This window comes from Aeromicrobium sp., assembly GCF_047606445.1.
Classification (GTDB): Bacteria; Actinomycetota; Actinomycetes; order Propionibacteriales; family Nocardioidaceae; genus Aeromicrobium.
Window position 1 is genome coordinate 1 of the sequence record NZ_JASGEK010000015.1, and the last position, 12266, is coordinate 12266.

Annotated in this window: 14 protein-coding genes; 2 read left to right on the plus strand and 12 right to left on the minus strand. The window is 71.2% G+C overall.

Annotation, left to right across the window (positions count from 1 at the left end; all coding sequences use genetic code 11):
- Positions 1-78 precede the first annotated feature (78 nt).
- The 11 genes from QM621_RS03935 to dacB form a co-directional block, all read right to left on the minus strand.
- Positions 79-570 carry a DUF3180 domain-containing protein gene (locus QM621_RS03935; RefSeq protein WP_414989054.1) on the minus strand — a complete coding sequence of 164 codons (492 nt, stop codon included), beginning with the start codon at positions 568-570 and terminating at the stop codon, positions 79-81.
- A 12-nt stretch (positions 571-582) separates the two neighbouring features.
- Positions 583-1146 (minus strand): 2-amino-4-hydroxy-6-hydroxymethyldihydropteridine diphosphokinase, encoded by a 564-nt coding sequence (folK, locus tag QM621_RS03940; RefSeq protein WP_414989055.1) that lies wholly within the window; start codon positions 1144-1146, stop codon positions 583-585.
- A complete protein-coding gene (gene folB / locus QM621_RS03945; RefSeq protein WP_414989056.1) occupies positions 1143-1520 on the minus strand; it encodes a dihydroneopterin aldolase in 378 nt (125 codons plus the stop codon). The genes folK and folB overlap by 4 nt, the downstream gene beginning before the upstream one ends.
- A gap of 1 nt (position 1521) precedes the next feature.
- Complete coding sequence (locus tag QM621_RS03950; protein ID WP_414989057.1) at positions 1522-1938, minus strand: nuclear transport factor 2 family protein; 417 nt, start codon at positions 1936-1938, stop codon at positions 1522-1524.
- Positions 1931-2734 (minus strand): dihydropteroate synthase, encoded by an 804-nt coding sequence (folP, locus tag QM621_RS03955; protein ID WP_414989078.1) that lies wholly within the window; start codon positions 2732-2734, stop codon positions 1931-1933. The genes QM621_RS03950 and folP overlap by 8 nt, the downstream gene beginning before the upstream one ends.
- A gap of 56 nt (positions 2735-2790) precedes the next feature.
- Complete coding sequence (gene folE, locus QM621_RS03960) at positions 2791-3357, minus strand: GTP cyclohydrolase I FolE (RefSeq protein ID WP_414989058.1); 567 nt, start codon at positions 3355-3357, stop codon at positions 2791-2793.
- A gap of 3 nt (positions 3358-3360) precedes the next feature.
- On the minus strand, positions 3361-5298 hold the full coding sequence (gene ftsH, locus QM621_RS03965) for an ATP-dependent zinc metalloprotease FtsH (RefSeq protein WP_414989059.1): 1938 nt from the start codon (positions 5296-5298) through the stop codon (positions 3361-3363).
- 99 nt (positions 5299-5397) lie between these two features.
- Positions 5398-5955 carry a hypoxanthine phosphoribosyltransferase gene (gene hpt / locus QM621_RS03970; RefSeq protein ID WP_414989060.1) on the minus strand — a complete coding sequence of 186 codons (558 nt, stop codon included), beginning with the start codon at positions 5953-5955 and terminating at the stop codon, positions 5398-5400.
- 4 nt (positions 5956-5959) lie between these two features.
- On the minus strand, positions 5960-6931 hold the full coding sequence (gene tilS / locus QM621_RS03975; RefSeq protein WP_414989061.1) for a tRNA lysidine(34) synthetase TilS: 972 nt from the start codon (positions 6929-6931) through the stop codon (positions 5960-5962).
- 7 nt (positions 6932-6938) lie between these two features.
- Positions 6939-7958 carry a zinc-dependent metalloprotease gene (locus QM621_RS03980; protein WP_414989062.1) on the minus strand — a complete coding sequence of 340 codons (1020 nt, stop codon included), beginning with the start codon at positions 7956-7958 and terminating at the stop codon, positions 6939-6941.
- Positions 7959-7968: 10 nt separating this feature from the next.
- On the minus strand, positions 7969-9393 hold the full coding sequence (dacB, locus tag QM621_RS03985; protein WP_414989063.1) for a D-alanyl-D-alanine carboxypeptidase/D-alanyl-D-alanine-endopeptidase: 1425 nt from the start codon (positions 9391-9393) through the stop codon (positions 7969-7971).
- A 63-nt stretch (positions 9394-9456) separates the two neighbouring features.
- On the opposite strand from dacB, the gene QM621_RS03990 reads away from it, so the two are divergent.
- Complete coding sequence (locus QM621_RS03990; RefSeq protein WP_414989064.1) at positions 9457-9951, plus strand: inorganic diphosphatase; 495 nt, start codon at positions 9457-9459, stop codon at positions 9949-9951.
- A 129-nt stretch (positions 9952-10080) separates the two neighbouring features.
- Here the strand turns inward: QM621_RS03990 and QM621_RS03995 are convergent, their stop codons facing one another.
- A complete protein-coding gene (locus QM621_RS03995) occupies positions 10081-10686 on the minus strand; it encodes a TetR/AcrR family transcriptional regulator (protein ID WP_414989065.1) in 606 nt (201 codons plus the stop codon).
- A gap of 52 nt (positions 10687-10738) precedes the next feature.
- Here QM621_RS03995 and QM621_RS04000 point away from each other — a divergent pair, with 52 nt between their 5' ends.
- Positions 10739-12223: a flavin-containing monooxygenase gene (locus QM621_RS04000; protein WP_414989066.1), complete on the plus strand. Its 1485-nt coding sequence runs from the start codon at positions 10739-10741 to the stop codon at positions 12221-12223.
- Positions 12224-12266: the final 43 nt, after the last annotated feature.

Genomic DNA, 12266 nt, shown 5'->3' on the forward strand with positions numbered 1-12266 from the left:
CACCCTATGAGCGCTCATAGGGTGGATGAGCCACCGACCACCCGGCAAAGGTGGACAACTCACCGCCTCCGGGGGTCGCTAGGCGGGGGTGGGCTCGGCGTCGGAGGGGTCGTCGTCCTCGTCGTCGCCTGCGGGGAGGCGGCAGGCGCGCTCCAGCAGCAGGCCGGCGGCGACCAGGAGCGCCGCACCGACCACCGCGCCCGCGCCGTGGACCACCCGGTCGCGGCCGTTCGCGGTCTCGACGACGTCGACGTACGCCAGCGCGAAGCCGCCGTAGAGCCCGGCGAACAACGACCCCGCGCGCGACGACGCGCGCCCCAAGGCCAGGTGGGTGATCGCCCGGTCGGCGTTGACCCGCAACTGCTCGCGATGCACCGCCCGCCACACGCCCCAGGCGACGGCGCCGACGATGACGGCCGTGCCGCCGAGGACGACGGCGGGCGTCCACGACAGGGTCGGGACGAAGCCGCCCCACCGCCGGACCACCGCCGGGAAGACGGCCCCGACGATCAGCCCGGCGCACAGCAACACGGCCAGCAGCCGCGCCGACGTCGGACGGACAGCGTTCATCTGAGCGCGGGCTCAGAGGAGGATCTCGAGGTCCTCACGCCGCACGATGCCGCTGGTGTCGACATCGCCGACGAGGTCGGCGACGAAGCCATGGCCCGGGATGTGGCCCTCGGCGTCGATCTCCAGCCACGGCACGAGCACGAAACCGCGCTCGTGGGCACGCGGGTGCGGCAGCGTGAGGTTCTCGTCGGCGGCCACGCGGTCGCCGACGACGATGACGTCGACGTCGAGCGTGCGCGGCGCGGACGGCTCGGTGCGCTCACGGCCGAAGGCGTCCTCGATGGCGAGGGCGCGGTCGAGCAGCGTATGCACCGTCAGCGTCGTGTCGATCAAGATGACGGCGTTGAGGAACTTGCCCGAGCCCGCCGGCGCGTCGACCGGATCGGTCTCGTACACCGAGGAGATCGCGACGACCTGCACCTCGGGCGTGTCCTCCAAGGCCGAGACCGCGCCCTGCAGACGGGCGTGGCGGTCGCCCAGATTCGACCCGACCGCGATGACGGCTTGGCGAATCGGCCGCATCCCACCGGTCATGGTGTCGGCGTTCAGCTCATAGGGGGTGGGCGATTCGGTCACTGTCGGCTCCGCTCTATCGTGACGGCCACGTCGGTGAACGTGGGAGTGATGGGCGCATGAGGCTTGTGCACCGTGACGCTCGCCCACTGCACGCGGGCGTCCGTCAGGCACAAGTCCACCATACGGAGGGCCACCGACTCAATCAGGTCCGTCGGTGGGCCGACGAGGATCGCGTGAACTCCGTCGGCCAGTCGCCCGTAGTCGACCGTATCGGTCAGGTCGTCGCCGCGTCCAGCCTTTTCGAGGTCCAATCCGAGCACGACGTCGACGGAGAACTCCTGCCCGTCGCGCCGTTCGTGCTCGAACACCCCGTGATAGCCGACGTCGCGCAGGCCGGTCAGCTCGATCCGGTCGAGCCCCTCGGGACACGCCATGTCAGTCCTCCTCCAGATCGGCGTCGAAGTCGATGAGCGGCGAGGCGTGCCGCGAGTGGAACTGCCAGCGTCCGCGACGCCGGAGCAGCACGCTCGTGCTGGCCACCCGGCCCCCGGCGAAGCTCTCGGCGTCGTCGAGGCCCTGGCCGGACAGGATGTTCTCGGTGCAGGTGACGACGGCGGTCACGGGGTCGAGCAGCGTGCTCTGCACGTCGGTCAGGAAGAACTGGACGTAGCCGGACGTCGCCATGAGCGCGGTCCAGGAGCGCAGGATCGCCGGGGTGCCGCGCAGCGGGGTCGTGCCCGGATGGGTGCAGGTCGTGTCGGGCGCGGAGACCCACAGCGACGCCATCAGGTCGACGTCGCCGCTCTCGACGGCCTCGTAGAGCGCCCGGTGGGCGGCGAGGAGGTCAGACATCTCGCTCCTCCCACCTCGCCACCACGCGCACGGCGTCGGCCGACGGGCGGGCCTCGTGGACGCGCACGCCCCAGGCCCCCGCACGGGCCGACAGCGTGGTGATCGCGGCGGTGGCGTCGTCGCGGCCGTCGGCGGGACGCAGCTCGTCGCCGTCGGCCAGCAGCTCGCCGAGGAAGCGCTTGCGGCTGGCCGCGACCAGCAGCGGGAAGCCCAGCGTCGTGAAGGCGTCGAGCCCGGCCAGCACCTCCCAGTTCTGCTCGCCGGTCTTGGAGAAGCCCAGGCCGGGATCGACGACGACCCGGTCGGCGGGCACGCCGGCGGCCAGCGCCGCGTCGACCTGAGCGCCGAGCTCACGGGCCACGTCGGCCACGACGTCGTCGTAGGAGGTGTGGTCGGCGCGCTGCATCGCCGCCGAGTGCGCCCGCCAGTGCATGACCACGAACGGCGCGCCGCTCTCGGCCACGACCCGCAGCATGTCGGGGTCGGCGCGGCCGCCGGACACGTCGTTGACGAGCACGGCTCCGGCCTCGACGGCGGCGGCGGCCACCCGCGCGCGCATCGTGTCGACCGAGACGGCGATCCCCTCGGCGGCCAGCTCGCGCACGACCGGCACGACCCGCTCGACCTCGACCTCGGGCGCCACGCGCAGCGCGCCGGGCCGCGTCGACTCCCCCCCGACGTCGACGAGGTCGGCCCCGTCGGCGACCAGCTGCCGTCCGCGGGCCGCCGCGGCCTCCGTCGACAGCCACCGGCCACCGTCGGAGAAGGAGTCCGGCGTGACGTTGACGACGCCCATCACCAGAGTCCGCCCGACCGACGCGCGACCGGCCAGCCCCGGCAGGGCGGGAACGGTCACGACCCCGTGATGAGGCCCATCGCCTCGGCTCGCGTGGCGGCCTCGCGCAACTGGCCGCGCACGGCGCTCGTGATCGTCTTGGCGCCGCCCTTGCGCACACCGCGCATCGCCATGCACAGATGCTCGGCCTCGATCACGACGATCACGCCGCGCGGGTCGAGCACCTCGGTCAGCGCGTCGGCGATCTGCGTGGTCAGCCGCTCCTGCACCTGCGGACGACGCGCGTAGACGTCGACCAGACGGGCCAGCTTCGACAGGCCGGTGACATTGCCCTCGACGGCCGGGATGTAGCCGACGTGGGCGACGCCGAAGAAGGGCACGAGGTGGTGCTCGCACAGGCTCCACAGCTCGATGTCCTTGACCAGCACCAGCTCGTCGTGGCCGACGTCGAAGGTGGCCGTCAGCACCTCGTGGGGGTCCTGGTCGAGCCCGGCGACCAGCTCGCCGTACGACCGGGCGACGCGCGCCGGGGTGTCGCGCAGACCCTCGCGGTCCGGGTCCTCGCCGATGGCGAACAGCAACTCGCGGACGGCGGCCTCGGCGCGCTCCTGGTCGACGGGCACGGCTCAGGCGTCCGTCTCGCCGTCGGCGGGCTCGGAGTCCTGCGCGGCCTCGACGACGACCGGCGGCACCGCCGACGGGCGACGGGTGTCCGAGCCGGTCCACGCCGGACGCACCTGGCGACGGCGCAGCGGCTCGAAGATGCGGGCCACCTGCGCCTTGTCGAGCGTCTCCTTGTCCATCAGCTCGACCACGAGCGCGTCGAGCACGTCGCGGTTCTCGTCGAGGATGTCGAAGGCCTCCTGGTGGGCGGCGGCGATGAGCGCGCCGACCTCCTCGTCGACGACGCCCGCGACGGCCTCCGAGTAGTCGCGCGAGTGGCCCAGGCCGGCGCCCGCGCCGAGGAAGGGCTGGCTGTTGTCGCTGCCGTACTTGACCGCGCCCAGCCGCTCGCTCATGCCGTACTGGGTGACCATCGCGCGGGCCAGGTTGGTGGCCTTCTCGATGTCGTTGCCGGCGCCCGTGGTGGGGTTGTGGAAGACCAGCTCCTCGGCCGCGCGGCCGCCCAGCATGTAGGCGAGCTTGTCCTGCAGCTCGGCGCGCGTCTGGCTGTACTTGTCCTCGTCGGGCAGCACCATCGTGTAACCGAGGGCCCGGCCGCGCGGCAGGATCGTGATCTTGTGCACCGGGTCGCTCTGCGGGAGCGCCGCGGCGACCAGCGCGTGGCCGCCCTCGTGGTACGCCGTGACCAGCCGCTCGTGCTCGTTCATCAGGCGCGTGCGCTTCTGCGGACCGGCCATGACGCGGTCGATGGCCTCGTCGAGGGCCGCGTTCGTGATGGTCTTCTCGTTGTTGCGGGCGGTGAGCAGCGCGGCCTCGTTGAGCACGTTCGCCAGGTCGGCGCCGCTGAAGCCGGGGGTGCGCTTCGCGACGCTCTCCAGGTCGACGTCGGGGCCGATCGGCTTGCCGCGCGCATGGACCGTGAGGATCGTCTGGCGGCCCTTGAGGTCGGGCGCCTCGACGCCGATCTGCCGGTCGAAACGGCCGGGGCGCAGCAGCGCCGGGTCGAGCACGTCGGGACGGTTCGTGGCCGCGATGAGGATGACCCCGCCGCGCACGTCGAAGCCGTCCATCTCGACGAGCAGCTGGTTGAGCGTCTGCTCGCGCTCGTCGTGGCCGCCGCCCATGCCGGTGCCGCGATGGCGGCCCACGGCGTCGATCTCGTCGATGAAGACGATGGCCGGCGCGTTGGCCTTGGCCTGCTCGAAGAGGTCGCGGACCCGGCTCGCGCCGACGCCCACGAACATCTCCACGAAGTCCGAGCCGGAGATCGAGTAGAAGGGGACGCCCGCCTCGCCGGCGACAGCGCGGGCCAGCAGCGTCTTGCCGGTGCCGGGAGGGCCGTAGAGCAGCACGCCCTTGGGGATCTTCGCGCCGACGGCCTGGAACTTGGCCGGCTCGGAGAGGAACTCCTTGATCTCGCCGAGCTCCTCGATGGCCTCGTCGCAGCCGGCGACGTCGGCGAAGGTGGTCTGCGGGGTGTCCTTGGTGATGAGCTTGGCGCGCGACTTGCTGAACTGCATGATGCGGCCTCCGCCGCCCTGCATCGACATCATCAGGAACAGGAAGATGCCCAGGATCAGCACGAACGGCAGCAGGCTCAGCAGGAAGTCGCCGAAGCCCGGCTGCGGGTTCTCGACGTCGTAGCTCTTGAGCTTCTTGTCATTGACGGCCGTCTCGGCGACCTCGGCCAGACGCGCGCCCTGGCCGCCGACCCACGTCGCGCGGACCTTCTCGTCGTCCTCCTTGAGGGTCGCCTCGATGGCCTGCTCGCCCTCGACGAGGACCAGCTTCTCGACCTTGCCGTCCTCCAGATAGCCGACCATCGTCGAGGTCTGCACCTCGCGGTAGCCGTCGCCGCCGGAGGAGAACTGCAAGATGCCGATGACGACAAGGGCGATGACGACGATCCAGAGCCAGGGCCCCTTGACGAGCTTCTTCACATTCCATCCCTCTCGGGGCACGGCGCCCCGCGACTGCTTGCTGCGCGTTCTGCGGTAGCGCCACGGTACACGCGGGCCCCACCCCGCAGGGGCGACGGACTAGCTGTAGACGTGCTCGGCGAGCGTGCCGATGCAGCGCAGGTTGCGGTACTTCTCGGCGTAGTCGAGGCCGTAGCCGACCACGAAGGCGTCGGGGATGTCGAAGCCGACGTACTTCACGTCGACCTCCATCTGCAGGGCGTCGGGCTTGCGCAGCAGCGTGGCGATCTCGACCGACGCGGGCTTGCGCGACTTGAGGTTGGCGACCAGCCACGACAGCGTCAGGCCGGTGTCGATGATGTCCTCGACGATCAGCACGTCGCGGCCGCTGATGTCGGCGTCGAGGTCCTTGAGGATGCGCACGACGCCGGAGCTCTTGGTGCCCGAGCCGTAGGAGGAGACGGCCATCCAGTCCGTCTCGACGTGGCGGCCGATGGAGCGGGCGAGGTCGGCCATCACCATGACCGCGCCTTTGAGAACACCGACGAGCAGGACGTCGCGGCCCTCGTAGTCGGCCTCGATCTGGGCGGCGATCTCCGCCAGTCGAGTCTGGATCTGCTCCTCGGTGAAGAGCGTCTGCGTCGGGTCGAGGTCGGCTTCGATGTCTGCGCGGTCCACGGGTTCAGCGTGCCACAGGCGTCGGGGCGAAGCGCAGACGATCACGCTCTCGGCGCGCCGAGACCCCTCCGGGCAGCTCGATCCGGCGTCCGCCTCGCGGGTCGGTGACGAGAGAGACGAGGGCGTCGACGTGACCTGCGGACAGCTCGCCGGCGTCGGCTCCGGCGGTGACGGCGAGGGCGCGGAGGACGCGGGTGCGCACGGCGGGATGCGTCTGTCCGAGGGCGGCGACGGTCGGCTCGGGGTGGTCGGCGAGCCAGTCTGAGGCCAGGCGTTCGACGAGGTCGAGGTCGCGGGCGTAGTGGGCGGCGGAGCGGGCGAGCGCGGCGGCCACGCCCCCGTCGAGCACGTCGTCCATGAGCGGCAGCAGCTCGTGGCGCACCCGGACGCGGCGGTAGCCGGGGTCGTGATTGTGGGGGTCGCGCCAGGGGTCGAGGCCGTGGACGGCGCAGATCGCCTCGGTGTCGGCGCGGCGCAGGTCGAGGAGGGGGCGTCGCCAGAGTCCGTCGCGCGTAGCCATGCCGGCCAGCGAGCGGGGCCCGGAGCCGCGCCCGAGGCCGAGCAGCACCGTCTCGGCCTGGTCGTCGAGCGTGTGGGCGAGGCAGGCCGCCGCCGCGCCGTGGTGGTCGGCGCGCTCGCGCAGGGCGTCGCGACGAGCCGTGCGCGCGGCGGCCTCGGGACCGCCGCCGGTTCCGACCTCGACCGTCACGACCTCGGCGGCCAGTCCGAGTCGCTCGCACTGCGCGGCGGCCCGCACGGCGACCTCGGCGGAACCTTCCTGCAATTGGTGGTCCACCACCACAGCCCTGACGTTCCACCCCTGACGTGGACCCACGAAGGCGAGCGTCGCGGCGAGCGCCAACGAGTCCGCCCCGCCCGAGACCCCGACGAGGACCGCGGCTCCGGCGTCGAGGTCGGCCAGGCGCCGACGGACCGCGTGTCGTCCTGCGTCGACCGACGGGTCCAGCCTGCTCATGACGCGATCAACCGTGGACGCGGGCCAGCCAGAGCGACGGGTCGAGGATCTCCTCGCGGGTCGGCAGCGTCTCGGGCGAGGTCCAGACGGCGTTGAAGCCGTCCATGCCGACCGCGTCGACCGCCGCGCGGACGAACACCGCGCCGTCGCGGTACTGGCGCAGCTTGCCCTCCATGCCCAGCAGCTTGCCGATCAGCCGGCTGATCGGACCGGCCGACTCGCGCCGCTGGGTGAACTTGCGGCGGATCGTGACCACCGTCGGCACGACCTCCGGCCCCACGCCGTCCATCACGACGTCGGCGTGCCCCTCCAACAGCGACATGACGCCGGTGGCCTGGTCGAGGATCCGGCGCTGCTCCTCGCTCTGGAACAGCTCGGTCAGCGAGAACTCGATCTCGCCGCGCGCCGCGCGCATCGCCTGCTGGACGACATGCCCCAGCGACTCGCTGTCGGTCTGGTCGGTGAACTCCTGGATCAGGCCGCGCAGGTGGTCCGGCAGCCACGGGTTCGCGGTGAACTGCACCCGGTGGGTCTCCTCGTGCAGGCACACCCACAGGCGGAAGTCCGTCGGGTCGACCTCGAGTTTCTGCTCGGCTGCGACGATGTTCGGCGCGACGAGCAGCAGCCGTCCCGGCTCCTCGGCGGGGCCGGTCCAGAACGGGTCGAACTGGCCGAGCACCCGGCTCGACACGAGCGCCATCGCGCCGCCCAGCTCCAGCCCGCCGACCACGCCGCTGACCTGGCGCGCGGGGCCGGACGACTCGGCGTGCAACTCGTCGAGCTTCGGTCCGATCAGCGTGGAGAAGGTCGCGAGATTCGCCTCGATCCAGCGCGGACGGTCGACGACCAGCGCCGGCGTGGCGTCCTCGGGAGCGGCGAGGCCGGTGAACTCGCGCACCGGGGCCTGCGCCCGCCGGGCGGCGTCGCGCAGCTCCGCGACGACATCGGAGGCCTCTCCTGTCGTGACCTGCGGGCCACGGCCGCTCAGCCGGGCCCCTGTCGCGCGCGCCAGGCGCCAGTCCACCATGGCCGCCAGGTTACGCAGCGGCGCCTGAAGCGGCGCAACGGCAGTCGGCCAACCGGGCCACGACCGCGTCGACGGCAATCCGAGCCGCGAGCCCCTGCGCCGGGTCGGCCTGGTCGATCATGACCGCCACCGCCAGCACGACGCCGTCGGCCGTGGTGACCGTCCCGGCGAGCGAGTGGATCTGGCTGAGCGTGCCCGTCTTGGTGCGGACCAGGCCACGCCCCGACAATCCTTCGAATCGTTCCGCGAGCGAGCCGGTGAAGCCGGCCACCGGCAGGTCGCCGACCAGTTGCGGGGCCTCGTTCGCCGCCGTCGTCACGACCTCGGTCAGCAGCGACGGGGTCATGAGGTTGTGCCGGGACAGGCCGCTGCCGTCGAGCTGGGTCAGCTGTGCGGTGTCGATCCCGGCGCCCGTCAACACCTCGCCGATGGCCGTCACGGCCCCCTCGAAGCTCGCCTCCCCGCCACGGGCGAGGGCGGCGTGCCGCGCCAGTACCTCGGCCGCCCCGTTGTCGCTGTTCAGCTCCATGCGCTCGACCGCCTGGGCGACGGTGCCGCCCTTCACCTCGGCGAGCGGCGCGGCCCCGTCGGGCGACGAGGCGACGACCGGCGCGCCGACGCTGAGGCCGTGCGCCGCCAACTGCTCGGCGAAGAGCGTCGCCGCCGCCAGTGCGGGGTCGGCGGCCCGCACACCGCCGTAGCGCCCGCGGTCGACCCACAGCGCGGAGATCGGGCTGACCACCTCGACGTCGGCGTAGCCCGACTCCCAGTCCGGGCTCTCGGCCGGGCCGGTGAACAGGTCGGCGTCGTAGCCGAGCGAGACCGGGGCGACGCCCTGCTCGGTCAGCGCCGTCGCCGTGCGCTCGGCGAGGGTGGCCAGGTCGGCGCGCGCGGCGAAGCCCCGGTCGTCCGGCGTCGCCATGAGGAAGGGGTCGCCGCCGCCGACCAGGATCAGCCGGTCGCCGTCGAGCACGGTGGTCGTGGTGAAGCGCTGCTGCGGGTCGAGGGCGGACAACACCGCGAATCCGGTCAGCAGTTTGGTCGTCGAGGCCGGGGTGAAGGTGTCGGTCGAAGTGCTGAGCAGTTCGGCGCCGTCGAGCTGGCGCACCGAGACGCCGACGTGCGGCCCGAGCATCGGCTCGGTCAGCGCCGTGGCGACGGCCGCCTCGACCGCCTCGGCGTCGGCGGTCACGGGCGGCTCGCCGGCGACGTCGGCAGAGGCCGGAGACGGCGCGGCCAGGCCGTCGGGCGCGGCCACGTCGCTGTTCCCGCAGTCGCCGCCGCAGAGGAAGTCGTTCAGCGCTCCGGCCTGATGGGCCACCGCCGTCACGGCGATCAGCGCGAGCGTCGTCAGCACGCCAGTCGCCCACAGCGTCGCCGTCAGCCACGGCCGACTTTTTCGCTCCCGCACCCGCTTGCCGGTGTCATTCGTCACATGGGCCAGACTATAGAGACTGCCCGGAGTCCCGTTTCCGGCCGAACACATTCTGGAGGACCAGTGATCTTCGACGTCACCGTGGAGATTCCCAAAGGCGAGCGCAACAAGTACGAGCTCGACCACACGACGCACCGCATCCGCCTGGACCGGACGCTGTTCACCTCCATGCAGTACCCGGCCGACTACGGATTCATCGACGACACCCTCGGCAACGACGGCGACCCGCTCGACGCGCTCGTCATCCTCCCGTTCCCGACCTTCCCCGGCTGCGTCATCGAGTGCCGCGCCATCGGCATGTTCAAGATGACCGACGAGGCCGGCGGCGACGACAAGATCCTCTGCGTCCCGGCGAAGGACCCGCGCCACGAGCACCTGCAGGACGTGCACGACGTGTCCGACTTCGACCTGAGCGAGATCCAGCACTTCTTCGAGACCTACAAGGACCTCGAGCCCGGCAAGTCCGTCGAGGAGGGCTCGGAGTGGGTCGGCCGCGCCGAGGCCGAGGCCGAGATCGAGGCCAGCATCCAGCGCTTCAAGGACAACGGCGGGTACTAAGCGCACGCCGTCGGCGCCGGGGCGCCTCCGGCTCACCCGGGCTCCGGCGCGGGGCGCCGTCGCCCTGGCGCTTGCTCGTCGCTTCGCTCCTCGTCATGGTCGCCTTTCATCAGCGGCCTTGGCGGGAGGTCAGCGCTTCGGGCGGACCAGCGCCCTCAGGGCGTGGCCGAAGACCTCGACGTCGATGGACTTGTCGAGCGAGCGCATGGCGCCCAGGCCGATGCCGAGGCTGAGCAGGGCGGTGGCGGCGTCCTCGGGGGACATCACCGGGTCCATGCCCTCCCGACGGATCACGTCGGCGATCAGCTCGGCCGCGACGGCCCGGATCTCCCGGTGCCGCTTGGCCAACTCCTGCGCGACGAAGACGCTCTGCCGCGCACCGCCGGCGAACTCGACCTCCAGCGCGGTCAGCCGCGGGTTGCCGATGCCGGCCCGCGCCCAGGCGACGAACGCCTCGATGCGGGTCTCCAGGTCGGCGCCGGAGGAGAAGGCCGCGACGACTCCCTCGATCTGCTCGGCGTGCAGCGCGTCGAGCACTGCCAGGCACAGCTCTTCCTTGCCGGAGAAGTTCGAGTAGACGGCGCCCTTGGAGAAGCCCGCCGCGACCGCGACGCTGTCGAGCGAGGTGGCGGCGTAGCCGTCGGCCAGGAACAGCTCGGAGGCCACCTCGACCAGCCGGTCACGGGTGCGCGCCTGCCGCTCGGCCCGTGTCACCCGTTCCGCCTGCGCTGCCATGCGTCGTCCGCCTCACTAGCCATCCGTTTCAGATACCGATAGTATCCGAAACGTGATCAGCACCGACATCCTCATCATCGGCACCGGCTTCTCCGGCATGGGCATGGCCATGAAGCTCCGCGAGGCCGGCCGCACCGACTTCATCGTCCTGGAGAAGGCCGACGACGTCGGCGGCACCTGGCGCGACAACACCTATCCGGGCGCCGAGTGCGACATCCAGAGCCACATGTACTCCTTCTCCTACGAGCTCAACCCGCACTGGTCGCGCGAGTACTCCGGCCAGGCCGAGATCTGGGAGTACATGCGGAGCGTCGCGAAGAAGCACGACCTCTACGACGTCGTCCACTTCGGCACGGAGATGACCGGCGCGACGTGGGACGAGGAGCGTCAGCGCTGGACGGTCACCACCAGCAAGGAGACCTACGACGCCCGCGTGCTGGTCTCGGGCATCGGCGGCCTGCACATCCCGAACATCCCCGACATCGAGGGCGCGGAGACCTTCACGGGCCCTCGCTTCCACTCGGCGCAGTGGGACCACGACGTCGACTTGACGGGCAAGCGCGTCGCCGTGATCGGCACCGGCGCGAGCGCCATCCAGTTCATCCCGCAGATCGCCCCCGAGGTCGCCCAGCTCGACGTGCACCAGCGCACCGCGCCATGGGTCATCCCCAAGATGAACCACGACATCCAGGGCACGAAGAAGACCCTCATCTCCAAGCTGCCCGGCAGCACCCGCGCCTACCGCAACGCGCTGTACTGGTTCAACGAGTCCACGCAACTGGGCTTCACCGGCCCGATGCAGAACATCACCGGCATCATCGAGAAGAAGGTCGCGGCCTACATCCGCAAGACCATCAACGACCCCGAGACGGCCGAGAAGCTGATCCCCGACTACCGCCTGGGCTGCAAGCGGGTGCTCAAGACCGACAACTACATTCCGGTCTACAACCGCGACAACGTGAAGCTGATCGACACCGGCGTCGCCGAGATCACGCCGACCGGCGTCCGCACCAAGGACGGCGACCTCCGCGAGGTCGACGTCATCATCTACGGCACCGGCTTCCACGTCACCGACGCCTTCGACTGGATCCGTGTCAAGGGCGAGGGCGGCCGCGACCTGTCGGACACCTTCAACGAGCACGGCATCGAGACCTACAACGGCATCACCGTGTCGCACTTCCCGAACTTCTTCATGCTGCTCGGCCCGAACACGGCGCTGGGCCACAACTCGGTCGTGTTCATGATCGAGCAGCAGACGAAGTGGATCATCAAGCTGCTCGCCGAGATGGACGCGCGCGGCGCGGGCGCGGTCCAGCCGACCCCTCAAGCGCAGCGCGAGTTCAACGACAAGCTGCAGGAGAAGGTGTCCAAGGGCGTGTGGAGCCAGGGCGGCTGCACCAGCTGGTACCTCGACAGCCAGGGCAAGAACCGCACCATCTGGCCCGGCTTCACCTTCCGCTACTGGAGCCGCCTGCGCACCGTCCCCGACCGCGACTTCATCTGGCACACCGCCGTCAAAGAGAAGCAGCCCGCCTGACACCGGTCGCCGCGCGCAGCGCCAGCCTCGTGAGAGAGTTTTG

Coding starts and splice junctions, on each gene's coding strand:
- folP (WP_414989078.1), bottom strand. CDS start 2,734: ATGGGCGTCGTCAACGTCACGCCGGACTCCTTCTCCGACGGTGGCCGG.
- QM621_RS03935 (WP_414989054.1), bottom strand. CDS start 570: ATGAACGCTGTCCGTCCGACGTCGGCGCGGCTGCTGGCCGTGTTGCTG.
- QM621_RS03980 (WP_414989062.1), bottom strand. CDS start 7,958: ATGGTGGACTGGCGCCTGGCGCGCGCGACAGGGGCCCGGCTGAGCGGC.
- tilS (WP_414989061.1), bottom strand. CDS start 6,931: ATGAGCAGGCTGGACCCGTCGGTCGACGCAGGACGACACGCGGTCCGT.
- QM621_RS03950 (WP_414989057.1), bottom strand. CDS start 1,938: ATGTCTGACCTCCTCGCCGCCCACCGGGCGCTCTACGAGGCCGTCGAG.
- folB (WP_414989056.1), bottom strand. CDS start 1,520: ATGGCGTGTCCCGAGGGGCTCGACCGGATCGAGCTGACCGGCCTGCGC.
- QM621_RS03995 (WP_414989065.1), bottom strand. CDS start 10,686: ATGGCAGCGCAGGCGGAACGGGTGACACGGGCCGAGCGGCAGGCGCGC.